The sequence below is a fragment of the Bradyrhizobium sp. 192 genome (genome assembly GCF_023100965.1).
GTDB lineage: Bacteria > Pseudomonadota > Alphaproteobacteria > Rhizobiales > Xanthobacteraceae > Bradyrhizobium > Bradyrhizobium symbiodeficiens.
In genome coordinates, this window is sequence record NZ_CP064690.1 from 2,012,771 (window position 1) to 2,037,283 (window position 24,513).

Annotated in this window: 16 protein-coding genes and 7 pseudogenes; 9 read left to right on the top strand and 14 right to left on the bottom strand. The window is 59.5% G+C overall.

The genetic code is table 11. The features are described from left to right. The first annotated feature begins 141 nt into the window (after positions 1 to 141). Entirely contained in the window at positions 142 to 1,359 is a 1,218-nt protein-coding gene (locus IVB24_RS09210; protein WP_247774063.1) for an IS110 family transposase, read from the top strand. Here IVB24_RS09210 and IVB24_RS09215 read toward each other — a convergent pair. Further along, on the bottom strand, positions 1,338 to 1,661 hold the full coding sequence (locus tag IVB24_RS09215; RefSeq protein WP_247337951.1) for a hypothetical protein: 324 nt from the start codon (positions 1,659 to 1,661) through the stop codon (positions 1,338 to 1,340). The two genes, IVB24_RS09210 and IVB24_RS09215, sit on opposite strands and share 22 nt — an antisense overlap. A 14-nt stretch (positions 1,662 to 1,675) precedes the next feature. Further along, a pseudogene (locus IVB24_RS09220) lies at positions 1,676 to 2,731 on the bottom strand (IS256 family transposase); the annotation flags it as partial. Between the two features lie 247 nt (positions 2,732 to 2,978). On the opposite strand from IVB24_RS09220, the pseudogene IVB24_RS09225 reads away from it, so the two are divergent. From IVB24_RS09225 to IVB24_RS09235, 3 genes and pseudogenes are all read left to right on the top strand, one after another. Then, positions 2,979 to 3,937 (top strand): annotated as a pseudogene (locus tag IVB24_RS09225) (IS481 family transposase); the annotation flags it as partial. 516 nt (positions 3,938 to 4,453) lie between these two features. Further along, a complete protein-coding gene (locus IVB24_RS09230) occupies positions 4,454 to 6,037 on the top strand; it encodes a class I adenylate-forming enzyme family protein (protein WP_247772708.1) in 1,584 nt (527 codons plus the stop codon). Positions 6,038 to 6,727: 690 nt separating this feature from the next. Then, positions 6,728 to 8,188 carry an aminotransferase class III-fold pyridoxal phosphate-dependent enzyme gene (locus IVB24_RS09235; RefSeq protein ID WP_247772709.1) on the top strand — a complete coding sequence of 487 codons (1,461 nt, stop codon included), beginning with the start codon at positions 6,728 to 6,730 and terminating at the stop codon, positions 8,186 to 8,188. Between the two features lie 355 nt (positions 8,189 to 8,543). Here the strand turns inward: IVB24_RS09235 and IVB24_RS09240 are convergent. Then, positions 8,544 to 9,042 (bottom strand): annotated as a pseudogene (locus tag IVB24_RS09240) (integrase core domain-containing protein); the annotation flags it as partial. Positions 9,043 to 9,465: 423 nt separating this feature from the next. Here IVB24_RS09240 and IVB24_RS09245 point away from each other — a divergent pair. After that, positions 9,466 to 10,226: pseudogene (locus IVB24_RS09245) on the top strand (IS5 family transposase). Positions 10,227 to 10,300: 74 nt separating this feature from the next. Continuing rightward, on the top strand, positions 10,301 to 11,650 hold the full coding sequence (locus tag IVB24_RS09250) for an IS701 family transposase (protein WP_247363696.1): 1,350 nt from the start codon (positions 10,301 to 10,303) through the stop codon (positions 11,648 to 11,650). A gap of 227 nt (positions 11,651 to 11,877) precedes the next feature. On the opposite strand, the gene IVB24_RS09255 is transcribed toward IVB24_RS09250, so the two are convergent. Together IVB24_RS09255 and IVB24_RS40025 are read right to left on the bottom strand one after the other, a co-directional pair. Next, positions 11,878 to 12,132 (bottom strand): hypothetical protein, encoded by a 255-nt coding sequence (locus tag IVB24_RS09255; protein WP_247772710.1) that lies wholly within the window; start codon positions 12,130 to 12,132, stop codon positions 11,878 to 11,880. A gap of 391 nt (positions 12,133 to 12,523) precedes the next feature. Beyond that, on the bottom strand, positions 12,524 to 12,649 hold the full coding sequence (locus IVB24_RS40025) for a hypothetical protein (protein ID WP_256471581.1): 126 nt from the start codon (positions 12,647 to 12,649) through the stop codon (positions 12,524 to 12,526). Positions 12,650 to 12,871: 222 nt separating this feature from the next. Here IVB24_RS40025 and IVB24_RS09260 point away from each other — a divergent pair. Beyond that, positions 12,872 to 13,198, top strand: a pseudogene (locus IVB24_RS09260) (IS3 family transposase); the annotation flags it as partial. 92 nt (positions 13,199 to 13,290) lie between these two features. Here the strand turns inward: IVB24_RS09260 and IVB24_RS09265 are convergent. From IVB24_RS09265 to tnpB, 9 genes and pseudogenes are all read right to left on the bottom strand, one after another. Next, complete coding sequence (locus IVB24_RS09265; RefSeq protein WP_247293541.1) at positions 13,291 to 15,360, bottom strand: recombinase family protein; 2,070 nt, start codon at positions 15,358 to 15,360, stop codon at positions 13,291 to 13,293. Then, positions 15,350 to 15,520, bottom strand: a complete 171-nt coding sequence (locus IVB24_RS09270; protein WP_247293539.1) for a hypothetical protein — start codon at positions 15,518 to 15,520, stop codon at positions 15,350 to 15,352. Before IVB24_RS09270 ends, IVB24_RS09265 begins: the two co-directional genes overlap by 11 nt. A gap of 962 nt (positions 15,521 to 16,482) precedes the next feature. Continuing rightward, positions 16,483 to 16,749, bottom strand: a complete 267-nt coding sequence (locus IVB24_RS09275; protein WP_247772711.1) for a hypothetical protein — start codon at positions 16,747 to 16,749, stop codon at positions 16,483 to 16,485. Positions 16,750 to 16,821: 72 nt separating this feature from the next. Continuing rightward, a pseudogene (locus tag IVB24_RS09280) lies at positions 16,822 to 17,262 on the bottom strand (transposase); the annotation flags it as partial. A gap of 473 nt (positions 17,263 to 17,735) precedes the next feature. Further along, positions 17,736 to 18,305: a reverse transcriptase domain-containing protein gene (locus IVB24_RS09285; protein WP_247772712.1), complete on the bottom strand. Its 570-nt coding sequence runs from the start codon at positions 18,303 to 18,305 to the stop codon at positions 17,736 to 17,738. Next, entirely contained in the window at positions 18,278 to 18,565 is a 288-nt protein-coding gene (locus tag IVB24_RS09290) for a hypothetical protein (RefSeq protein ID WP_247772713.1), read from the bottom strand. The genes IVB24_RS09285 and IVB24_RS09290 overlap by 28 nt, the downstream gene beginning before the upstream one ends. Positions 18,566 to 18,778: 213 nt before the next feature. Beyond that, positions 18,779 to 18,913, bottom strand: a complete 135-nt coding sequence (locus IVB24_RS40030) for a hypothetical protein (RefSeq protein WP_256436599.1) — start codon at positions 18,911 to 18,913, stop codon at positions 18,779 to 18,781. A 207-nt stretch (positions 18,914 to 19,120) separates the two neighbouring features. Continuing rightward, a pseudogene (locus tag IVB24_RS09295) lies at positions 19,121 to 19,891 on the bottom strand (IS66 family transposase zinc-finger binding domain-containing protein); the annotation flags it as partial. A gap of 69 nt (positions 19,892 to 19,960) precedes the next feature. Further along, positions 19,961 to 20,119 carry an IS66 family insertion sequence element accessory protein TnpB gene (gene tnpB, locus IVB24_RS09300; protein WP_202814544.1) on the bottom strand — a complete coding sequence of 53 codons (159 nt, stop codon included), beginning with the start codon at positions 20,117 to 20,119 and terminating at the stop codon, positions 19,961 to 19,963. Between the two features lie 1,239 nt (positions 20,120 to 21,358). Between tnpB and IVB24_RS09305 the strand changes: the two genes are divergently transcribed. Together IVB24_RS09305 and IVB24_RS09310 are read left to right on the top strand one after the other, a co-directional pair. Continuing rightward, a complete protein-coding gene (locus IVB24_RS09305) occupies positions 21,359 to 22,771 on the top strand; it encodes an amidase (RefSeq protein ID WP_247772714.1) in 1,413 nt (470 codons plus the stop codon). A 136-nt stretch (positions 22,772 to 22,907) separates the two neighbouring features. Beyond that, positions 22,908 to 24,512, top strand: coding sequence for an ABC transporter substrate-binding protein (locus tag IVB24_RS09310; RefSeq protein ID WP_247772715.1), 1,605 nt, complete (start codon positions 22,908 to 22,910; stop codon positions 24,510 to 24,512). The last annotated feature ends 1 nt before the right edge of the window (position 24,513 follow it).

Here is a 24,513-nt window from a genome sequence, read left to right on the forward strand (position 1 = left end):
CCGCGAGCTCGAGTTAGTAGCTGGCCGCCTCTGCGACTCGCCCGGTTGCGCTGAGAGCGCGAATGCGTAGTTGTCGTGTCGCCCGCAGCTCCCGTCATGTGGTCTGATTGGCAGGAGGTGCGAATGCGACGGGTGATTGGCATCGACGTCCACCGAACTTTCGGGGAAGTGGTGATTTGGGAGGATGGCAGGCTCCGACATGCGAGCCGCATTGATATGACGCGGACTGCGTTGGAGGGATTTGGCAAGACCCTGCTGGCCAGTGATGAGGTGGTGGTCGAGGCGACCGGCAACAGCATGGCGGTATCGCGGGTTCTGGCACCGTTCGTGGCACGGGTGATTATCGCCAATCCGCTGCAGGTGAAGGCGATCGCCCAGGCTCACGTCAAGACCGACAAGATCGATGCCGGCACGCTCGCCAGTCTGCAGGCGGCTGGGTACCTGCCGCAGATCTGGACGCCTGACGCGGAGACGGAACGCAAGCGTCGGCTGGTGGCGCGGCGCTACCAGGTCGTGCGCCATCGCACGCGGCTCAAGAACGAGGTGCATTCGATCCTGCACGCGCACCTGATCCCGAAGTGCCCGCATGCCGATCTTTTCAACGGCCGCGGCCGGGCGTGGTTGGCCGCCCAACCGTTGCCGGACGATGAGCGCGCGGCGATCGATCGGCACGTCCGCGAGCTTGACCGGCTGGCGGAAGATCTGGCCCTGCTCGACCGCGAGATCGCGCAGGACGCCATCGACGATTCCGCGGTCAACAGATTGATGACGATCACCGGCGTCAACTTGGCGGTCGCTGCCGGCATCATGGCGGCGATCGGCGACATCAGCCGGTTCAACAGCCCGCAGAAGCTGGTGAGCTATTTTGGGCTGAACCCGCGGGTGCGGCAGTCCGGACTGGGCGCCGCCCATCACGGCCGCATCAGCAAGATCGGCCGCAGTCACGCGCGCGCCATGCTGGTCGAGGCGGCCTGGGCAGCGGCCAAGGCGCCCGGTCCGCTGCATGCGTTTTTCGTGCGCATCCGCGCCCGGCGCGGCCATCAGATCGCCGCGGTGGCCGTGGCCCGGAAGCTCACCGTGCTTTGCTGGCATTTGTTGACGAAGGGCGAGGATTACCTGTGGGCGCGCCCGGCACTGGTCGCCATCAAGACCCGCGCGATGCAGCTTCAAGCCGGACATCCGCAACAGAAAGGCAGCCGGCGTGGGCCAGCGTATGCCTACAACATCAAGGCATTGCGCGACCGCGAGATGTTGATTGCCGCACAGGCGGAGCAAAGCTACGAGCGCCTGGTGACGCAATGGAAACCACGGCGGCCAAAAACCGGCGCGCGGGCGCCTCAGCTCGGCAAGACAAAATAGGGCAGCCTGGTGGCGCTTGCAGCCGATGCGCCACGCTTCGCCACGAGGTCGCCCGCGCCCACCCAGGATAATCCCGCCTGACGGCAAGTGCCAGCCAGGAATGCAGTCCCGTTCCACGCCAGCATGCCGCCGTGCTCGGGCCGGTCAAGGCCAAGCCTTGCGGTGGCCGCAAACGCGGCCAGCCTTGACCGCCCCTGCGCGCGGCGGCTGCGAGATCGATGGCCGGGACGGAAGAATGGCCCGCGGCGCAGCCGAACAAAAGAATGGACGTACGCGATTTCTGCAATCGTCATCTCGGTCATGAAAAAAATCGCTTGTCCATCTCATCCGTCGTCCGCAAGTGTTTCCAGTGCTCGGCCGGGAAGCCGTAGAACGCCAGTAGCGTGTCTCGATCCTTGCTTAGGCAATCGGCGGCCTTCTCGTACTTCAGCGCGTAGCTCTCGATGAAGGTGTCGAACGCCAGCTCGGCGGCGAGCTTCGTTTCAGCCATCCAGATCTCCTGCAACGCGCGTTTGGCCTTCGGCTGCTGGCTCTTCGGCAACTTGGCGAGCACGTTGGCGGTCTTGTGCACCCAGCAGCGCTGCTCGCGCGTTTTCGGCCAGACCTCGCCGGCCGCCTTCCAGAACCCGAGTGCGCCATCGGCGATGGTAAGCTGCGGCGCCACGTCGAGCCCGCGCCGCTTCAGATCGAGCAGCAGATCGCGCCAGTCCTGCGCGCTCTCGCGGGCGCCATCGGTGAAGCCGACCAGTTCCTTGCGGCCTTCCGGGGTCGCGCCGATCAGCACCAGGATGCACTGCTTTTCGTCTTCGAGGCGCGCTTGAAGATGGATGCCATCGGCCCAGATGTAGACGTAGCGCTTGGCCGACAGATCGCGCCTCTGCCACGCGGCGTGCTCGTCGAGCCAGCCATTCTTCAGGCGACCGATGGCGGATGCCGACAACCCGGCCGCATCCTTGCCGAGTAGCGCAGCCAGCGCCTCGGAGAAGTCGCCGGTCGAGATACCCTTCAGGTAAAGGATCGGCAGCAGCGTCTCGATCGACTTCGAACGCCGCATGTAGGGCGGCAGGATCGCCGGCGAGAACCGGATGCGGTCGGGATCGGAGGCGTCCGCCTCGCGATCGCGCACACGCGGCTGGCGGATCGCGACCGGACCGATACCGGTCATCACCTCCCGCTCCGGCAGGTGACCGTGGCGGACGACGCGCCGGTGGCCGTCCAGGGTCTTCAAATCGGCATGCTGGCCTAGAAAGTCTGCAACCTCGGCCTCGACCGCCTGGGCCAGCAGGGCACGCGCTCCATTGCGCAAGACTTCTGTGAGTTGATCGGCGACGGTTCCTGGCTGAATCAGATGGATGACGTTATCGTTGGACACGGCATATCGCTCCTTCGGTGGAGAAGTGGAGGCGTCAAGCACCCCCACGATATGCCGCCTTTCCGATTCCCGCCGTCACCAACTTTCGGCGATAGCTCTCGGGACCGAATACGCCATCTCTTCCGTGAGCGGCTACGCTTCATGCTCTGGTCCTCGTCGTGGGCCAGAACGAACTTCAAACTGGATTAGGGTGTTTAGTCCCAAGCTTTGATGGTGCATTCTTGTCGCACGATTCGAAGGATGCGCTATGGGACAAGTTTTACACGGCTGCGCCACGACGACGGAGGCGGTCCGTCGAGCAATACAAAATAGTCAAGAGAGCCTGAGAGCGCTCGCCAAGCGCTACGGGATCAACCAGAAGACTGTCGCGAAGTGGAGGGAGCGCGAGACCGTCGCCGATCTCCCGACAGGCCCCAAAGAAGCCAAATCGACCGTGCTTTCCATCGAGGAGGAGGCGATCATCGTCGCTTTCCGGCGGCATACGCTATTGCCGCTCGACGATTGCCTCTATGCGCTCCAGCCGACCATCCCGCATCTGACGCGATCATCCCTGCATCGCTGTCTCCAGCGCCACGGGATCAGCCGATTGCCGGAGGTCGGAGGCAGCAAGCCTCCGAAGAAAAAATTCAAGGCTTATCCGATCGGCTATTTCCACATCGACATTGCTGAGCTCCAGACCGCTGAAGGCAAGCTCTACCTCTATGTCGCTATCGATCGCACCAGCAAATTCGCCTTCGTGCAACTGGTCAGGAAGACGGGAAGGACCTCGGCCTCGACCTTCCTCGAAGCTCTGATCGCGGCTGTCCCCTACAAGATCCACACGGTTCTCACCGACAATGGGATCCAGTTCACTTCCCCCCGCGCTACGCGGACGGCCCGACGGCAAGATACGTGACACACATGTTCGATATGCGCTGCCACGAGAATGGCATCGAACATCGGCTGACCAAGATCAAGCATCCCTGGACCAATGGCCAGGTCGAACGCATGAACCGCACGATCAAGGAAGCGACCGTCAAACGCTACCATTACGATCGACACGATCAGCTCGAAGCTCACCTTGACGACTTCATCAACGCCTACAACTACGCTCGGCGGCTGAAAACCTTGAAGGGCCTCACGCCTTACGAATACATCTGCAAATGCTGGACTTCCCAGCCAGAACGATTCAAACTCAATCCGCTCCACAAAATGCCGGGACTAAACATAGCCATTGGTGAGCTGATCCGGGATGCTCGAGCGAAACGACAATTGCCGACTGGTCGGCTGGCTCTAGTCATTATTCTCCGCGGCCGCGGTCCACATCGCCCGCTAGGAGGCCATGCACCTCTCGTTGAGACGCACCAGCAACAGCTTCTTCATAACCTCACCAGAGTAGGTAGTGTCCTGATCACTGTTAGTGATGTACCGTCAATACTAATTGGGCGAAGAAAAGATGACGGACGCTCACTACGATACGACGGTGTGCAGCAATGGCAAGGGTAGTTCATCAATGGTAGGCGCCGCGCGTTGCTGGACTCGAGTTCGCCGTAGTGCGCGCGCAACAACATCGCCCCGCGGGGCAGCGCAAGGCGCTGGTCTGATTAACCGACCAGCACGCGCATTGGCAACGGAACGGTTGCGCCCGTTACTCGACATCTTCTTTGTGTCGTTGACCTGAGGTTCATAATGACTCCTAACAATCGGACAACAAGCCAACTGCACGACCGCGTAGCAAACGTCTTGCGCGGGATCGAGGTGCTGGAGGCCGCATATAAAACCACAACACTGGGACAACTTGTTTCGATGCGGGCGCGAACACACGCGTCCACAACCGCAGTCGACATCTTCGAGCGCGGCGAGCGTGCAACCTACTCTGAACTGGACTGCAGGTCCAACCGCTATGCACATGCGCTGCGCGCATTCGGAGTGCGCAAATGCGATCGGGTTCTAGTGATGCTGCCCAATCGCATCGAATGGCCGACCGTGTGGTTCGCACTCGCAAAGCTCGGTGCGGTGATGGTTCCGATCAACATGCATTATACGCCGAGGGAGGTCGAATACATTACGAGCGATACCGGGGCCAAATTTGCCATAGTCGACCAATCGGCATGGCCAGTGTTCAGTGCGATGGATCCTTGGCCGCAAGAGCTCGGCAAGGAGCGAGTAATCCTTTTAGGGCCGCGCTCCGGCGAGACAGCTATCACGCTCGATCAATTATTGAAAAACGTCGACGATTCGCCGCTGGACGAGGATGTCCGCCCCGAGGACCTGCTGACGATCCAATATACTTCGGGGACGACGGGCTTTCCGAAGGGCTGCATGTTGACGCACGACTACTGGGGGATCGCCTCGTATGTATGTACCTGTCTTCTCCCGTTCAAGAGGTATCTGAGTTGGGCATCCTTCTCCTATGGCAGTTGGCCATTTATTCTTCTGAACTCATATGGACAGGGCGGAACGGTGTACGTCACTCAGAAAATAGACGCATCGCAATTTATGGAGTGGGTGAAGAACTTTCGCATCGAGTGGTGTGCGTTGCCGAGGCGCATAGCAGAATGCCACCATAACGTACCGACGAGCCTTAAGCACGTGTGGCAGTACGACGGCTGGAGGGCGGAGACAGTTCACCGGTATCGCGAACAGTTTGCGGTGCGCGCCACCAACGGTTTTGGCATGACGGAAATCGGAAGCGGCACGCAAATGCCTCCCGATGTCGAAGACATGATTGAGACCGGTTCGGTCGGGATTCGCACCCTTTTTCGGGAGCTGCGCTTGGTCAACGATGACGGCAGCGCCACCCCAGCCGGCGGAGTGGGTGAGCTCTGGGTTAAGGGGCGCGGCATCTTCAAGGGCTATTGGAACAGGCCAGACGCGAATGCGAGTTGCTTCGAAGGAGAATGGTTCAAGACTGGTGATCTGTTGCGCCAAGACGAGCGCGGCTTTTATTGGTTCGTAGGACGTAGGAAGGACATGATCCGTCGCTTTAGTCAGAATATCGCTGCTTGCGAGGTGGAGGCCGTCATCCGCGAGATTCCCGAGATCGCGGAGGTGGCCGCGGTTCCTGTTCCCGATGATAAATGGGGTGAGGAGATCAAGATTTATGTCGAAATGAAAAAGGGACTCGGGCCAGCCCATCTGCAGGTGGAGCGCATTCTCGAGCATGCTCGTGTGCGCCTTGCTGCATTCAAGGTACCACGATACATCGCCTTTACTCCGGCGCTTCCGAGAACGGTCACCAGCAATAAGGTACTCAAACGTGAGCTGATGGCCATCAGCGATCCCTTATCGGACACCTATGACGCTGAGGAGAACCGCTGGCGCTGATACCGCCGTCTTGGCCGAGGTTTGTGTGCCCGCACAGGTAGTTCGATGGTTCAGCGGATCTGCCTTGGAATCTCTTACGGCCATTAAGTGTCGTCGACCTTCCGGTCCAAGATTCAGTTCGGGTAGTAAACTTTTGCGGTTAAGACCTCGGAAGCTTGCAGCGTAATTTTCAGGAGTCGCTCGAATAGAGGCTTTCTATCACGACATCGGAAAGGCAACGCGACCAGGGGAACGAGGATCAGGCTGATCTTCTGCTCTCACCATTGGACGCGATCATCGACATGACTTCGGCGATCCGGCCAAAATACGTGACCGCAGCGCGGTGACTGATATCGTGGACAACGTTGAGAGCGTGGCAGCTGAACAGAATGCGTAAGCGTCGCCTATTCCTCAGCGAAAAGGGGCGCGCTTTTCCGCTACTCACGAAAAAGGATGTGTGACATATGAGGGCCGATGCCGATCATCTAGGATCCCCCCGATTTCCCACACTCGCAGTTGCTTGGGGGGCATTGTGCGAGATTTCAACGGCGGCGCAGCCCGGCCGAATTGTCGACAACAACCGCTTCCTAATTGGGCTTGCCGGCACCGCGAGCCTAGGACGGCCTCGGCATCAAGCGCTGCCTGCTCTGCTCGCGCAGTCCTCTTTACGGGGTAAACCTCGAAGCGGGGAGGGCAAGAACCGCCCTGTTCTTGCAAATATTGTTCCCCGCCACGAATCCGCACTTTATCGGCCAATTCCCCGGTTCTCAGGCGGTCGGTGCCGATGAGCAGCCTCACCTTCCCAAGAATTCTGGGTTTGAACTGGAAAATGGAAAACTCGTGATGAACGAAATTGGGCATAACGTAAATCTCGCTCGCGCGCTAACGGACGCGGAAGAGCGCTACACCAGACAACACCCGCTGAGCCTTGCTTATATGGAGCGCGCATCTGAATTCATGCCCGGGGGTAATACGCGATCCGTTCTGTTCTTTAAGCCGTTTCCGTTTGTCGTAAAGACGAGCGCCGGCTGTCGAGTTCAAGATCTCGACGGCAATGATTATGTTGATTTTCTGTGTGAATACAGCGCCGGTCTGTTCGGACACTCAGAGCCGACGATCAAAGCAGCTATTCAGCATGCTGTGGAAACGGGCTGGGTGCATGGCGGGCACATCGAGAACGAAGCGCGCTTGGCGGCTTCTCTCTGCTCGCGCTTTCCATCCGTCGAACGCATCCGGTTCACGAATTCGGGCACGGAAGCGAATCTCATGGCGTTGGGGACAGCCAGAGCCTTCACGAAACGTTCGCGAATTCTCGCTTTTCACGGAGGCTATCACGGTGGAGTATTGCATTATAAATCTGGCGATTCTGCTCAAAACGCGCCTTTTCCGCTCGTATTGTGCACTTACAACAACATAGAACAGACGGTGGCTGCGATTGATCGGGACGCCCGCGACCTTGCGGCTGTTATCGTTGAGCCGCTGCAGGGATCGGCGGGATGCATTCCTGCGAGTCGGGAATTCCTGTCAGCAATTCGCTGCGTTTGCGAACGGCATGGAATCATTCTCATCTTTGACGAAGTGATGTGCTCTCGTCTTGCGCCAAGTGGACTCCAAGGCGTCCTCGGAATTACGCCAGACCTTACAACATTGGGTAAGTATCTTGGGGGAGGGGCTTCCTTCGGCGCCTTTGGAGGGCGCGAGGACATCATGGCGCTCTACGATCCAAATCGGCCAAATGCTCTTGCTCACGCCGGCACATTTAATAACAACGCCATCTCCATGGCTGCGGCGGTGGCCGCAGCAACAGTGCTGACGAGCGACCGTCTTGTGCAACTAAACGCCATGGGCGATGCATTGCGGGGGAAGCTCAACGGGATCGCGCAGGCCCGCGCACTGCCCATCCAGTTCACCGGAATCGGTTCGATGATGAACATCCATTTCCGCGAGGGCGAAGTCCGCACCATCGCGGATACGGAGACCGAAGATCCGAATGCTAAGCCCTTCTTTCACCTGGAGATGTTAGAGCGGGGCCAATATCTGACCCGCAAGGGCATGCTCAACCTGTCCCTACCGATGTTGGCGTGTGAGCTCGAGGCGGTTGCAAGCGCATTCGAAGATTTTCTAGAGCTGAATGGGGGGTTGATCGCAGCCTCCCGCAGTCCATTGACCTAACTGCCGAGAGAGAAAAGCCCGCAACAAAGACGCAAAGTGGGGTCACTGATCTGGTGGCCCCTCTTTCGTAAAAGGCCGATCTTGCCTCGTCGAGCGATGGCTGAGTCCATCGAGCCGGACCCGACCACCGAGCGTACATTCCGTGAGCGGAGCGAGCTGTGCCCAGATGTCATTCTTGAGTCTACTCTTGCGAAAAGCGGCGGAAATCCCAACATGCCGGCATTACGATAATTTGCGCATAATGGCCGGAGCCGCCTGCACGTTTCTCAACGGGAGCCGCTTGAGAGTGGCGGCGCCCCTTCGGACGAAGCTCGAGGACATTGGGTGTTCGGTGTGTAAGCGGCGTTGTGATCTTTCAATTACCCACGATTTCTGCTCCGACATGGCGCCCAGCGCGATTCTCTCGCGACAGAGCACCTGCGTTAAGCAACGGTTGCATCGGCGTCTTGCCGTAGCACCAGCGCCCCTGATGCGGTCGCACCTCATTGTAAGCAGCGATCCACCTCATCGAGATCGCTCGGCAACGCAGTGATATTCGGATAGATCTTCTTGCGGAGCGCGACGCGATAGAACTCCTCGAGCACGGTGCGGTGGAAGCGCTCGACAATGCCGTTAGTCTGTGGGCTCTTCGTCTTGGTGAGGGTGTGATCGATGTCCTCGACGGCGAGGTAGAGCTCGTATCCGTGATGCTCCGGATTGCCGCAATAGTCAGTGCCGCGGTCGGTCAGGATCCGGTTCAGCGGGATGCCCCGCGCATCGAAGAACGGCACCACGCGATCATTCAACAGTTCGGCCGCCGTGATCGGCGTCTTGCGATCATACAGCTTGGCGAACGCCACCTAGCTATACGGCTCGAACAGTCGCAGATCGCCGATTTCTGACCCGTTCGACCTCGGCTGACGCTCATGCGCCCGCGGTCGCGTCGAAATAGCCCTTCTATCGAATGTACTTCTTCCTCACCAGAGTAGGTAGTGCCTCGATCCTTGTCGTAGGTGTACAGCAATACTATTCGCAGCATGCGCTATGTAGGCATGAGGATCCTAGTTGATCCAATGCACGTCCCATTGCTGCACGTCTATGATCACGCCGCCGCCCCCAGAGGAACTCGTAATTGGCGTTGTCGCACGATGGCAGCTGGACCGGTCGTTGCGCAATACCGGATATGCGCATCAATGACGCCGGAGATGTCGCAGATCGCAACCAGACATCTAGGGTCTGTACCTAATTAGCGAGTTCTGATTCCCTCGTGCCAAGTTGATTCGGCACGGGGGACTTCGATGCGCAAAGGACTGTTCTGGCTCAACGACAAGCAGTGGGCTCAGATAGAGCCGCATCTGCCAACAAACCAGACCGGCCCGGCGCGCGAAGACGATCGACGCATTATCAGCGGTATCATTCACATGCTCCAGTGCGGCGCACGCTGGCGCGATTGCCCGTCCGACTATGGCCCTTACACGACGATCTACAATCGGTTCAATCGCTGGGCTAAGCGCGGACATTGGCAGGCGATCTTTGAAGCGCTCGCCCGCTGCGGCAAGGACCGAGTGGCTTTGTCGATCGACTCCACCTCGATCAAAGCGCATCGCTCGGCGAGCGGCGGAAAAGGGGGGAGTGTGAACAGGCGATCGGCCGCTCGCGCGGTGGGCGGACCACGAAAATCCACGCGCTGAGCGACCCTGATTGCAAACCTTGCGCATTTCATCTCACTCCGGGACAAGCCGCAGACATTGCCGCAGGGCCGGCCCTTTTGAAGCTCGCGCCGCCCATGTCTTCCCTCATTGGGGACAAAGGCTACGATGGCGACGGCTTTCGCGCCGAAATCGTCAATCGCGGCGCGAAACCCGTCATTCCAAACAAATCCAACCGGGTAACCCTCCACAGCTTCAGCAAGCGCCTCTATAAAGGGCGCAATGTTATCGAGCGCTGTTTCTGCCGGCTCAAGGATTTCAGGCGTGTTGCTACTCGCTACGACAAACTTGCCAGAAACTTCTTGGCCGCCGTCCACCTCGCCGCTCTCGTCGCTTATTGGATCAATTGAGTCTGAACCCTAGCACTACTTTGGCAGATTGTTGATTTTGCCGCGATTTATAGGATTCCCGAATCAATTGTTCAATGATTCATGGGTGGTCGGCTCTTGGAGGGCTGACCATGCCGGGATGGGAAGACGAACTCGAACGCTGGCTGATGCCGTTCTTGGACCGGCTGGGTCATAAGACCCGACAGCGGATGTGTCCTCTATATGTTGCGGGATTGATCGGTCCTGGCGATCGCAAGAGCGTTCAGCCGATGGCGGAACGCCTTGCCACGAGCAACTACGACCAGTTGCACCATTTCATTGCGGACGGCGTCTGGAACGCGACGCCGCTAGAGACAGAGCTGCTCAACCAGGCGGACCGACTTGTCGGCGGCAGGGATGCGGTGCTGGTTATTGATGACACCTCACTGCCGAAAAAGGGTGAGCGATCGGTCGGTGTTGCGGCTCAATACGCGTCGGCTCTCGGTAAAACTGCAAATTGCCAAACGCTGGTGTCTTTAACGCTTGCGCGCGGGGAAGTGCCCGTGATGGTCGCGTTACGTCTCTTTCTGCCTGACAGCTGGACAAGCGACATGCCTCGCTTGAAGCGCGCTCGCGTGCCAGTCGAACACCGAACGCCGCGGTCCAAGCCGGAGATCGCTTTGGCCGAGATTGACCGCGCGATGGCAGCCAACATACGCTTTGGATGTGTGCTGGCGGATGCAGGATACGGCCTCAGCGCGCCGTTTCGACAAGGGCTAACAGAGCGCGGGCTGGCCTGGGCGGTCGGTATCCCTCGGCACCAGAAAGTGTATCCGGTCGATGTGAAGCTCATTTGGCCGATCACCAAAGCCCGTGGCAAACCACGAAAGCACCACGTGCCCGATATCTTATCGATTGCGGCAGAACAAATGCTGGCCAGCGCCAAATGGAAAACCGTGAGTTGGCGCAGCGGGACGAAAGGTCGGCTCAAAGCCCGATTTGCTGCTCTCCGTGTCCGCACCGCCGACGGCCCTCCGCAGCGGATATGGGATAAAGGTCAGCAGCATCTCCCAGGCGACGAAGCCTGGCTCATTGGCGAGCAACGTGCCTCCGGGGAGAAGAAATACTATCTCGCCAATCTTCCGGCGACGACGGATCTGCGCACGCTGGCCGCCACGATCAAGGCACGGTGGATTTGTGAGCAGGCGCATCAACAGTTGAAGGAGGAACTTGGACTTGATCACTTCGAAGGGCGATCATGGCAAGGTCTTCATCGCCACGCCCTTATGACAATGATTGCCTACGCCTTCCTGCAACATCGTCGCCTCGCAAACGCGGGGCGAAAAAAAAAGAATCAACGGGCCTCCGCCTCAACCGACTATGCCCGCCGTACGTCACGCCATCGTCGATCTCATCCTTCGGCCGCCGCCCCAGCAGTGCCCACATTGCCGAAAGCAAATCCTTGAAAAACAGCGGCGAAAACACATTCTGCCAAAGTAGTGCTAGTACTTGCTGCCGTCCGGCAATGCAGAGCGAGTGGCAGTGCTCCGCTGCCTGGACCGCCGCCCATGGCCCACCATGGTGACTAACGGCGCTCTTCGTGCACGAACGGCCGGCATCTCTGTCTGGTTTTGAAGTTCTAAAATGAACTGGCTTTCAAGACACCGATCATCTTTTCCTATGTCGAACATTCTCAAAGCAAAAACTTATTGCGTTTTAAGCGCCGCGCCGTGGAGAGCCTGATGCCGGAGGCGCAGGTGGCGGCGGCGCCATTATCGGCAGGGCGGCTGGTGCTGACGAACGGCACGGCGGCGATGTTTGCGCCGTTGGTGAATCCATCAGTGCTGCGGCCGGCGGTGCATGGGCAACACCCAAACTGGAGATCCGGGTTGGTGACTTCGAGGCTGACTGGTCGGTGTGATCCGGGCTGCGCGGGCGTCGCGATCATTATGCCGGGTGCCGATCTGAACATCTGTGTGGCAACCCGGCCGGTTGAGCCAGGTGTTGATGGTCTTGCTGTGACGGTGCAGGAGATGCGCGGGTGCGATCTTACAACGGGGCGTGCTTTGTGTTCGTGCGAAGCGGGCGGATAGAATGAAGATTTTGGTCTGGGACCGCACTCGGCTTGCTGGTGCACAAGCGGCTTGAGGGCTGCAAGTTCGTATGGCCGCAGGTTCGCGATGGAGTGATGCGGGTTTCGCTGGCGATGTTCGCAGCCTTGTTTGAGGGCGTTGGGAGATGCCCATAAGAGCGACGATGATGTAGCCGAAGTAGAAGTCGTGGATCCGCTTTATGGCCGGAGGTGCCGATTGCCCTGAGGCGCTGGCGTGCTTACGCCATTACAGCTGCCACTCCAGCGCCGAGACGATCGCGAAGGCGGTCGCGCCAATGTCGATGGCAGCCGCGTTCGGGTGCACCATGGGCATCGTGCGGTCGGCCCTGGATTTCGATTTGTTGCGGTTCATCTCCAATCCTCCTGCTGACACGGCGGAAGGGCTGGGCTGCGCAATTTATTCATATTCCTAAACGGGATCGCCGGGACGGCGTCACCACTCTCACGTACGCAACAGCCCATGGACCAGGTTTTTTAGCGGGGTCACATGCCACCAAAATCATATCGGCCGCTCCCTTCCGGCCGCAGTCTAGCGGCAATGCGTTTCTATCCCACAGGGAGCGAGCAGCGCTGAGACCAGTTTTTTAGAAGGAGCGCTCACCAAGGCGGGATTGCTGAGCGCAAAGCGATGATCGACCGTGAGCACGAGCTGTCGATCACCAGTCAGGCGGAGGTACTGCAGATCAGCCGCGGCAGCATTTATTACCTGCCGCGGCCGGTGCCGGAGGCCGATCTCGCGATCATGCGGCGTCTCGACCGGCTGCATCTGGAGTTTCCCTTCGCCGGTTCGCGGATGTTGAGAGGCCTGCTGGCTGTCGAGGGGTGCAAGATCGGCCGCCGGCATGTGAAGACGCTGATGCGGCGGATGGGGATAGAGGCGCTCTATCGCCGGCCGCGCACCTACCTGGGAGCCTACAACAACGTCAGCGAGGCCCGCGCCTCGATCGGCCGATACCTCGACTTCTACAACCGCGCATCGGAACACCCATCTGTCTATGTTGTTGAAGAGAAAAGACTTTGCTGATTGGGATTCGATCCCGTGGGGTATCTTGGGTTCTGTCGCGCTCGTTCGGCGATAGATCGAGCAGCAGTTGTTATCAGCGAGCTGCGGGCGAAGATCCAAGGACCATCCGACAGAGGATGGATGGCTTCGATTTCACCGGCTTCAGCGGCCAGCCGGAGCGTCTTGGGCGCGATCTTCAGGAGCTTGGCGGCGTTGCTGAGGTTTAGCCAGTGCTCGATGCCGTCCTCGGCGGGCTTGAACACCGGGATGCGATAGTTCGAGCGCAGCGAGGTAACACGCTCGCGCGTCCAGCGATTGCCGTTACCGGTCTCGAGGCCGTTGCGGTTGAGGAGGCCGGCGATCAGATCGTCGCTGGCGATCAGCACCAGTCGGCGCACAGCCTCGATGATGTTGGCGGAGGTGCTGTTACGCTGCCCGCGCCGGCGCTTGGGCAGGCGTATCTCGCTGTGAACGCCGCCGACCCAGTGGACGATGAGGACGATCTCGGAGGCCGCATCGTCGATATCGGCCACGACCTCATGGATGAGGGTGCGCACAACGCGCTTCTTGAGGCGAGCATCCGTCGTCGGCGCATCCCAGACCGCTTTGAGGTTCGAGGCTAGAACGCCGAGCGAAGCTGGATCGGCAATGGGGGCGGGCGTCGCCGCCTCATGCATTGCGATCTTGCCCTCGACCTCCGCCGCGTGAGCGAGCGCCCTGTTCCAGCGCGCTTCAAGCTCGCCCGCCACCAGCCGGTTCGCGGGGTCAGCGGCATCGTACTGCCGGAAGGCCCGGTCGGCGGCATAGCGCGCCGCTTCGAGGTCGCGACTGAGAGCATCGCGCACCTGATCCCGCCGTTCCCTGGCTTCCTTGGCGGCCGCGGTTGCAGCGGCGATAGCGCCCGGACCGACGACGCCAAGCAGCGCTTCCTCGACTGCATCATCGACGCGCAGTCCGCCGAAGCCGATGCAGTGAGGGCCACCATTGTCCATCCAGGCGCGGCTGCAGCTGTAGCGCGGGATATGGTGCTTCATGCCGGAGTATCGGAGTGTGAGCTTGCGGCCGCAGCGCTTGCACCGGATCAGGCCGGCCAGCAGCCCGTCACCATGCTTGGGCGCGCCGTGATGCCGGCCGGTGGGAATGTTGCTGCTGACCATAGTGCGGATCGCCTCGAACCTCTCCCAGCTCACATACCCTTCGTGGGTGTTGGGCTTCAGCGCCAGCCATTCGTTCCGCGCCTTGCGGCGGATCTTCACGCTCACGCCTGCGGCGCTGTATCCCGCCGCCACAGCCGTCTTACCATAGGCATAGGCGCCGCCGTAGACCGGGTTCTCAATGATCCGGTGGATGGCGGAGTAGCTTGGTCGCCGCCAGGCCGTGTCGCCGCTGGTCTGCTTCACCGGCAGATCGAGATTGTACTCGTGGAGCCAGCAGAGCGCCTGTCGCGCGCTGCCCAGTTCCTCGACCTTGTCGAACACCAGCTTGATCGCTTCCTGGACACGCCCATCCGGATCTTTCTCATAATGGTCGCCGGCCTTCACGAAGCCGACGGGCGCCGCCACAACCAACTCGCCCCGGCGCGCCTTCTCGTAGCGGGCCGAGAGCGAGCGCTGGCGCAACAGATCCAGCTCGTACTCGTTGAGGCTGCCCTTGAGCCCGAGCAGCAGGCGGTCGTTACCGTGCCTCGGTGCATAGATCGTCTCCTGATCGACCAGGACGGTATCGACCACACGACACATCTCGATGAGTTGCTGCCAATCCCGGCTGTTGCGAGCGAAGCGCGAGACCTCGCGGGCGCAAACCGCGCCAACCTTACCGAGGCAAACCTCCGCTACCATCCGCTCGAAACCGGCGCGTTGTACCCCGCCGGCGGCTGAACGACCGAGATCATCATCGATCACTTCAATCTCTGACCACCCGAGCGCCGTCAGCCGGTCCCGCATGGCATACTGCAACGCACTGCTCTCGCGATTGTGCAACACCTGATGCGCTGAGGATTGACGCACGTAAAGAAGCGCCTTGCGCTCGAGATGATGAGGCCTGACCTTGTCAGAAATCATGACCGACCTCCTTCGCGCGCGGCGTCGCCGTCGTCGCAGCATGGTCGAGGATCAACTGCGTCATCAGACTCATAAGGGCCGCCTGCGCTTCCGCCGGCAGCTCCGACCATGCCGGCGCGCCGATGGCGCCGTTCGACAGGCCGCTCCCGAACAGATCCATCTGCTCCTGCGGCCGCGGTCGTTGATTGTGTCGGTATCCGCTCCCTGGCATTGCCGTCTGGCTTGACATGAGTCGCTCCCCGATTCTGGCCGTGAGAGCCTCTGGATGCGCCAGAAAGCGGGGCAGCTGATGGCGTTCGATCCTTCAACGCTACATCGAGAAGCGCAGAAAGCGCCGCAAGTGCATCGATCCTAACAAGCGGCTGAGCTGTCAGAAACCCGGCATCATGGCATGCCGTCCGGTCGAACATCCATGCGGGAACTTCCAGCCAACGGTCTGCTTGCGATCCGTCCAGGGTGCAGCGAAAAACGACATCGTCGGCCTTGTCGATGGCCCCATGAACGCAAACTCGGCGCCCAAACCAAGGATGATGCCGATAAAGAACCTCGCGAAGAACGGTCCTGTGGGCGTTCTCAAACGTCGTTGTACAACGGCCGCCGGCCGCACCAAAGCCTTGACGACGCCACACCGGATCAAGCCTACTTCAACCAGCCGCCATTCCGCTTGGCGGCCTAACTAACTCCGGCAGAAGCTCCACTTATCCAGGCGGAGATTCTGTTCAGACAAGCGGGACCAGCTCTTTAGCGTATGGATTGGACGAGATCTTCGTTAACTAGATGTGAGCTTTCACGAGGTTGTCCATCCGGTCCGGAACGAGGAAGCTGAAGTTGTCGAAGCTTTATCCAATCCCGGGAGGACCGAGTGGACATCCAGAAGAATGCGCCTCTGACGCCGAAAGGTCGAGAGGCCATGGTGTGGAACATGATTGAGCGCGGCCTGACGGAGGCCGCAGCCGCGCTTCAGTTAAACGTAACAGCGAAGACTGAGGCCAAATGGGTCAACCGCCTCCGCGAAAGAGCTGTGGAGGGATTGCGTGATCGCTCCTTAAGACCCCTTTTCATTGCCAAGCCAAACCTCTGTCGCCACATGCACCGAAGTCGAGGTGTTGCGCCGGCAGCGCCCTAAGGCAAGCAAATCGCAGTCGAGGTCGGCGTCGCGTCAGCGACCGTCGGCCGTATCCCGCGGCGGCTAGGATTGAATTGATTGCGCGACTTGGAACCAACCGAGCGGCGCGGCGCTATGAGCGCGAACATCGCGGCGAGTTGATCTACGTCGACATCAAAAAGCTCGACAAGTTCAACCGTATGGGCGATCGCATCACCGGCGATCGAATGGGGCAGAGCAGCCTGCGGGCTCGCGGTGAAGGATCCGGCCGGGAATACGTACACGTGTGCATCGCGAGCTGCGGCGCCCGAACGTCACGCTGATGCTGTTGTGAGAGGAGTATTGCGATGCAAACTCCGGCGCACCTGAAGGCGCTCGCCGGCACTCTTGCCGTTGATGGAGCGCTCGATCTCGAACAGTGCATCGATCCTCCGCACGACCTCGATCGCGATCGGAGAGAGCGGGATTTCCTTCTTGCCGGTGGCCTTGCCCCGGGCATTCTCTTCGATGTCGGCCATGGCAAAGAACGGGCGCCGTCCATGCGACCAGCAGGCAGCCTCCCGGATTGGGCCTGGCTGGCGTCCCGCCAGATAGAGCTGGTTGTACCCGTCATAGGCGTCGGCCTGCAGGATGCCGGCATACCCCGCCAGATGCCCCAGAGGATGCTCGCCCTTGCGGTCGCGTGAGTAATAGAACATCGCCGCCAGCGGGTCCGTGCCTCCAAACGGCCGGTGGTGCCGGACGTAGATCCAGCATCGTCCCGTATCGGTTTTGCCCTTGGCCAGCACCGGCACGGTCGGGTGAGTAGGCCGGAGGGATTTCACCTCCAGCCTCTCGCAGAACCGGGCGTGCTCGCCTCACCCGGCTCCCATCAGGCAAGCTTGCCGCCATCGCCGAGTTGCCGCGGTTCTCACTCGCAATCTTCTCCAGGAAGAGACGCGCGCGTCCCAAGCGGTGATGGAAGCGCTTGTACTTTCGCTTCAACCCGATAGCATCGTCTGGTTGACGCGCGCCAAAGGATAGAGCGCTGAACGCGTATATTGCCCATAATAAGCGATCCACCCCCTAACCATCGGGTTTAGCTCGCGTAATATCGTCCAAAGTCACCTCGGTTCGCTTGCGAAGTTTCAAGCCTGGGATCGTCGCTCGCATGGCATTCAGCGCTGGTTTGCTGACCGCCGGAGTGAACCCGCAGAACATCCTCTGCGAACGCGGCCTCAGCACCGATCGCGGCCGGAAGCAATAACCGAGAAAGTCAAGCATAACCGTCTCACTCTTTCCCCGGCGTCGGTCGTCCTTGCAGTAGACGATCCTCGTCTTCGTAGGATGCAGTTCCAGGCAGCACTCTGCCAGCCGAGCCTGGAGCGCTTCGCGAGCTTTGCGCCTCCATCTCATTCCGACAATGTACCAACCCGTCATCTGAATACCGACACCACCTGAGATCAGGGAACATCCGTGTCATCCAGAGATCAAATGCATAGTGCATGAAGAGGTTGGCGAGGATCGGGCTCACCACGCCCTCTTGTGGGGTACCGCGGCTTCGCTCGATTAGCGTTCCATCCTCTTGCACCATCGGCGCTGTCAGCCACCTTTCAATGTAGAGCAGCGCCCATGCGCACGTCACATGTTTCCGGATGGCCCGCAGCAGAAGCTCGTGCTCGATATTGTCGAACAGTCCCTTGATGTCGAACTCCAGAACCCAATCGTACTTCCAGCACCGCTGTCGCGTTACGCCTACGGCATCGACAGCCGATTTACCGGGTCTGTAGCCGTAAGAATCCGCCAGAAAGATTGCGTCGAGAGCCGGCTCAACTAGTTGTTTGACAACCGTCTGTGCCACGCGGTCTGCCACAGTGGGCACCCGAGAATCCTTTGGCCCCCACTCTTCTTTGGAATGGAGACGGCGCGAACAGGCGGCGGGAAGTAAGCGCCTGAGCTCATTCGATTCCAAATCTCGTAGAGATTGCTCTTCAAGTCGGACTCGAACTGCTCAATCGTTACTCCGTCGACACCGGCTGCGCCACCATTGGATCGCACCTGCAAATATGCTTCGTACACCTCTCTCTTGTCGATGTTGAACGGTTTGCTCGGCTGGTTCATCGTCGTCCTCCTGTTGTCAGTTGCGACGGTGGCCAGCCCTCCTGATCCGATCCCTTTGCTCCGGCCCGATTACGAGCCTTCGTCGCTAATACGGATCGGTCCGTCCCAGTGCTCCGCGTCGGTAATCTCGCCTCCGGTCTTCTCCGCTTGTGCTTCTCCCTTTCCATCGGAGCGACTGGTTCCTGCAGTTCCGCGGCAGTGCCTGCATCCGATTCACGCCCCCTCAACGCCGGTCGCCGCCCGCCCGGTCATCAGGCTTCCGGCGGGCTCATCCCAGAGGGACGACACACCTCTGGTTTTGACGACGATTTCCACGTTGCGACGGTTCATCGGCGGGTTCATTTTCATTCGTCTCTCGGACGCCTATCCGTTCGGGTATTCCCGACCGTTGGCTTCAACGCTCACGACCGCGCCTCTTAAGCGAAGCCGCTTGAAGTGATTTGGGACCTACTCCTGAAAGTCGATCCCGAAGGGCCTACCCTCATCGCTGCCACAGCTTGTGCACACAGATTTTCAGATCATCTCGATCGTCCTTTCCGTGTGCTTCTGCAGCACACTATCATCCGCATGAAGGCGTTCGGCCGCTTCCACCAGGCGCAGCAGGGGATCCAGCGACGCACAGACCGCCCCAACGGCATCCGCCATGGTCGACAGCGCGATCGGCACGCCTTCCAACGCGTAGCGCTCGGCCTGGCGATTAAGTGGCTGATGCTGGCCGAACTTCTCGAACATGATCATGGCCAGGAGGCTCGGGCCAGCCCATCCCCGGGCGATGGCATGGAATGGCGCCGGCGCCTGGCTGATTTCTCGCAATCGGCAGGAGAACTTCTCCCGGACCGTCTCGATCACCTTCCACTGGCGCGGCATTACTTCCAGCGTGCGCGTCACGTCCTCGCCGAGCTTGCGAAGGCGATTGCTGCCGCAGCATTCACAAGCCGTAGGTCCTTCGATCACCACCCGTTCCCGGGGAAGGTGCTCAGGGAAGGTCTGGCGCTCAGCGCGCTTGCGCATAAATCCGCGCACCGTCGTCGTCTTCGCCACGGCTCTTTCCGCCGCGAGCTCGTCCTCGGTAGCGTTGGCTTCCAACTCTTCGAACGTCAGCGCCAACTGCTCGATCAGCCGCGCGGAACGCTCCGACCGTTGCCCATAGATTTTCAGCTTGGCGATCTGCAGCTGCTGCTGGGCGATCAGCGCTTCGTCTTCCGACGCTTTCGCGCGGGCGACCGCGAGCTCGGCGGCGATCTCCAAACCCTTCGCGCGCTCGACCGCCGGCGCCTCTCTCAGGGCGGCAACGTCATTCGGAACAGCGTCGCGATCCTCATCCATGCGACGCAGTGAATCACAAATTAGAGGCGTTGGGACTCCCCAAACTGCCTGCATCAGCAGTTTCTTCGCTCAGCCCGCGCTCTGCGGCCGCCAGCTCAGTTGGGGATTCCTCCAGTCGATGCCCTCGAGCATGTAGGCCATCTGCGCCGCAGAGATCGACACCGCCCCGGCCGACGCCGACGGCCAGATGAACTTGCCGCGATCCAGACGCTTGGCGTAGAGCGACATGCCTAATCCGTCATGCCAGAGGATCTTGGCGACGCGCCACAACAGGCGTCTTCCCCGCCTGCGCAGCGCTATGACCTGGGATCGATTCCAGCGTCACGTTAGGCGATACATCCCGAAGTCGCGACTGAACCCTTAAGCGCATCGTACGGAAGCCGCCAAGGTGGGTCCCGATGCCCAGTCGCTGATCGACGTCCTCCTGCGATCGCAGCCCATCCGGAGTGACCGCGGGCGCGGTGAACGCGGCTGCGCGCAAGGTGATCCCACGATCTGGGCGCGCGGACGCCTTCGGAGCGGGACTGGATATCAAAGCGGCATCCATTGGCAGGAGCCAACCACGTCGCAAGTTCCTCGCCAAGCGACCCAAGGTGCAGGGGCATAGCACGCCCAGATTTTCCTGCGGCGCTATCTATGGAGAACACGACGCGCTGTACCTCAGTAGGAGCCTTACGGTGAAGAGTCGGATGTGAAAAATCCTCACGTCCGGCCGATGAGCGGGGACGGGAAAACGGGATGATTGTCCAATGGCCCCAGTTACCGCGCCCTTCCTCGACTGTGCCACGTCGACTGAGCTTGGACATGAATCCTCGGATTTTTCGAGTCGGCGCAGAATTTCGGCTACCAGACCAACCACATTGGTGAAATTCAGCTTTAGAAGCCGATAATACTTTCCGTGAAAGAGAAAACCTTCTTGACCGGAAGGTCGCGGAGTCAAAACGGAGATTGGGCCAAATAATGAGTCGGTTGGTCAACGTAGATGCCTCATTCAGGCGTATTCCTGCGATCTCGACCAAAGAACATTGTGGTGTGGTCGCCAATGGATGCCCTAGTAGCGGGAGCGCCAGGGCGAACCGAGGAGGGAAGAGGGTCGATACCGGGCACGAAGTTGTGAAATTTTCCGGCGTCCGAGGACCTGCGACGGCGAAACGCGCAAGCGCGTTTGTCGATCCAGCGAGTCCTCCGCACATTCCGGTTGCGCTCGATCATATGCTCAATGCTTTGCGGGTCGATGCCGACTTCTGGGCCGCAAGGGGCGTTGAACTCCGAGAGCGCTTTACTGTCTAGCTCGCAAGTAAGAACAATGAACGGCGGGGAGAGCTTCCGTTCTCCTCGCCGTCTCGAACGCTCGAACTGAGAGAGAAAACGGGCGTTTGAAATGTCGTCTTTTCGTTTGAGGGCCGCTCTGTCGACGCGCCAATGACCGTGAGGTCCAACACAACAATGGGGAGGCAAGGAGAACAAATGTCTACAAAGTCGGCAAGGCTGATTGCAGATGTTACCGCATTAGATTGTCTTGCCCTTTATAAGAGCCGGGAATTGTCACCTGTTGAGGTGATCGATGACTGCTTGCAGCGCATCGATGAGGGAAATCGCGAGTTCAACGCATTCTGTTTCGTCGATTTTGAGCAGACGAAAGCCCAAGCGCGACTCTCAGAAGCCCGGTGGATGAAAGGCGAGCCAATGGGTTTGCTTGATGGGGTGCCGGTAACTTTAAAGGACGTCACGCTTAATCGCGGCATGCCCACCCGTTGGGGATCGAGGTCAACCAGCGGTGACGGGCCGTGGGATGTCGATGCTCCGGCCGCTGCGCGTCTGCGGGAGGCAGGGGCTATCATTCTGGGAAAGACCACAACTCCGGAATATGGCTTCCTGGGAGTTACACACAGCTCACTTTACGGAATAACTCGTAATCCCTGGAATCCAAGCCTCACACCAGGCGGGTCGTCCGGTGGAGCAGCGGTTGCCGCGGCACTAAATCTCGGTTGTTTGCATCTAGGAAGCGATGGCGGTGGATCAATCCGGACACCCGCAAGCTTCACAGGCATCTTCGGCCTCAAACCGACTTTCGGGTATGTCCCCCAGTGGCCGGCAAGCGTATTCACTACGCTCTCGCATATCGGGCCGATGACTCGCACAGTGGCAGACGCGGCTCTTATGCTGAGGGTTATCGCCCAGAAGGATGTGAGGGACGGGTACGCCGGTCCGGATTATCCATTCGGTGACGTTCCTGTCCCATCGACATTTGAAGGACTAAGAGTGGCGTATAGCCGAGACTTCGGATATGCGAATGTATCGAAAGATGTTCTGAACGTTACTGATGCCGCTGTCCGAAAGATCGAATCGCTCGGCGCAGAGGTCGTCGAGATAAATCCAGGTTTTGATGATCCTGTGGAAACGTTCAACACGTTTTGGCGTGCGGGCGCTGCGCGGCTCTTTAGCCGACTGAACACGGAGCAACGTAGCTTCCTGGAGGCAAACACTCTGAAAGTGGCTGAACGAGGTTTGTCGCTGACTCTTTCCGAATATCTTGATGCTCAAGAAGCTCAAGTTGGACTTACCGCCAAGATGGCAGCGTTTCATGAGAAATTTGACCTGCTGATCACTCCGACCATGCCAGTTGCACCTTTCCCCGTCGGGCTCAACAACCCAGATGATGTTCAAGATTGGTGTCCATTCACTTTCCCTTTCAACCTCACGCAGCAACCGGCAGCGTCTGTGCCCTGTGGACTCGATAGCAACGGCCTTCCGGTCGGTCTCCAGCTAGTCGGTGCACGCTATAAGGACATGACCGTCCTGTCCGCGGCACGGGTCCTCGAAAGTGCGCTCGGGCGCCTCGTCCCTCCAAGGCAGGCGGTAGCGGCGGTCCGCGCATGATGAACTGGTGAAGATGTTTCGGCCAAAGGACCAAAACACCTTCATCATGCAGCGAAACGAGCATTGCGGGCTTCCGGGGCTCGCTCCGCAGATAGTTAGGGATCAGGCGATTAGCTGCGATTAAGGGGAGTTGTATATGATTATCTCTCGACGCGACCTCATTAAGACAGGCTTTGCCACCGGCGCTGCGGTCTCAATGCCCTCGCTCCTACGAGCGCAAAATTCACCTGCGGCCACGAGGACCATCCGAATGATAAAGTCGGGTGACCTCCGAGTCTTCGATCCAATTCTTTCGACGACTACGATCACCGGTGATCATGGCTATGCGATCTACGACACGCTTTTCGCGCTGAACTCCAAATTCACCCCCCAGCCGCAGATGGTAGGGAAGTGGAGCGCTTCCGACGACAAGAAGACCTATACGTTCGAGCTTCGGAATGGTTTGGGTTGGCACGACGGCACGCCTGTTACTGCAGCGGATTGTGTAGCCTCCATCCGTCGTTGGGGGCAAGTCGCTCCGGGTGGCAAACTGATCATGGCGCGGGCCAAGGACATTTCGAAAAAGGACGAAAAAACCTTCACGATCGAACTCAAGGAGCCGCTGGGGCTCTTGATTGATGTGCTTGCCAATTTGGCGAATCCGTTCCTGTTTATTATGCGGGAGAAGGACGCAAGTCGCCCCGCGACCGAACAGGTGACCGCGAATATCGGGTCGGGGCCGTTTAAATTCAATGAAGCTCTGGCCAAACCCGGCGCGAGCTATACCTACGATCGGAACGAGAAATACGTGCCGCGCGACGGTCCGTCAGACGGATTCGCTGGCGGGAAAGTTGTCAATGTCGATCGGGTCATCTGGGAGAACATCTCGAATCCGCAGACTGCCGTTGCGGCCTTGCAAGCGGGAGAGGTTGATTTCCTCGAAGGCCTGCCCGCCGATCTTTATCCGGCCGTCGAGAGCGATCCTAACCTTGCGCTCGAAGTCCTGGACAACATGGGTTGGGTTAATCTTCTGCGCCTGAACTGTCTTCAGAAGCCGTTTGATAACGTGAAGGCGCGCCAGGCGATGCTTTACCTTGTTGATCAGGAGGCAATCGCTCGCGTCATCACCCCCGACCCAAAATACAGCCACTCCGTTACTTCGATGTTCGGAAACGATACGCTCTATTCCAACGACGAAAACACGGGATGGTACAAGAAGGGCGGCGATCCGGAAAAGGCTAAGCAGTTGTTCAAAGAGGGCGGCTATGCTGGCGAGAAGGTCGTCATTCTTCAACCGACTAACCAGATGGCATTCAGCAATGCCGCGCAGTTCCTCGCGGCCGCGCTGCGGAAGATCGGGGTTAATGCCGAACTTGCGCCGAGCGACTGGGGCGGAGTTGTCACGCGTCGGACGAAAAAGGGACCCGTGCAAGACGGCGGCTGGAGCATATTGATCACAAGTGTGCCCGATTTGACCCTCAGCGATCCGATTGGCGCACCCTGGCTGGGCGCGGAGGGCGAAAACGGGTTCTTTGGCTGGCCCAAGAGCGACGAATATGAGGCCCTTCGGGCCCAATGGGCGGATACCCCAACGATCGCCGAGCGCCAGGTGCTGGCCCGCAAGATGCAGGCAGTTTGGTGGGACTACGTCCCAACCGTTCTGCTGGGGCAAGCTGTCTTCGCAAGCGCGCGCCGCAAGGCGCTGACCGGCCTCATCGGAATGCCCGGTGCCCTCCCGATGTGGAATATGGAAAAGGCCTGAG

Excerpts from the sequence above, each read along its gene's own strand:
- IVB24_RS09270 (WP_247293539.1), bottom strand. The coding sequence starts at position 15,520 with ATGGATCTGTTCGGGAGCGGCCTGTCGAACGGCGCCATCGGCGCGCCG.
- IVB24_RS09255 (WP_247772710.1), bottom strand. The coding sequence starts at position 12,132 with ATGATCGCGACGCCCGCGCAGCCCGGATCACACCGACCAGTCAGCCTC.
- IVB24_RS09310 (WP_247772715.1), top strand. The coding sequence starts at position 22,908 with ATGATTATCTCTCGACGCGACCTCATTAAGACAGGCTTTGCCACCGGC.
- IVB24_RS09305 (WP_247772714.1), top strand. The coding sequence starts at position 21,359 with ATGTCTACAAAGTCGGCAAGGCTGATTGCAGATGTTACCGCATTAGAT.
- IVB24_RS09265 (WP_247293541.1), bottom strand. The coding sequence starts at position 15,360 with ATGATTTCTGACAAGGTCAGGCCTCATCATCTCGAGCGCAAGGCGCTT.
- IVB24_RS40030 (WP_256436599.1), bottom strand. The coding sequence starts at position 18,913 with ATGAAAATGAACCCGCCGATGAACCGTCGCAACGTGGAAATCGTCGTC.
- IVB24_RS09290 (WP_247772713.1), bottom strand. The coding sequence starts at position 18,565 with ATGAACCAGCCGAGCAAACCGTTCAACATCGACAAGAGAGAGGTGTAC.
- IVB24_RS09250 (WP_247363696.1), top strand. The coding sequence starts at position 10,301 with ATGATTCATGGGTGGTCGGCTCTTGGAGGGCTGACCATGCCGGGATGG.
- tnpB (WP_202814544.1), bottom strand. The coding sequence starts at position 20,119 with ATGTCGCTCTACGCCAAGCGTCTGGATCGCGGCAAGTTCATCTGGCCG.
- IVB24_RS40025 (WP_256471581.1), bottom strand. The coding sequence starts at position 12,649 with ATGAACCGCAACAAATCGAAATCCAGGGCCGACCGCACGATGCCCATG.
- IVB24_RS09215 (WP_247337951.1), bottom strand. The coding sequence starts at position 1,661 with ATGACCGAGATGACGATTGCAGAAATCGCGTACGTCCATTCTTTTGTT.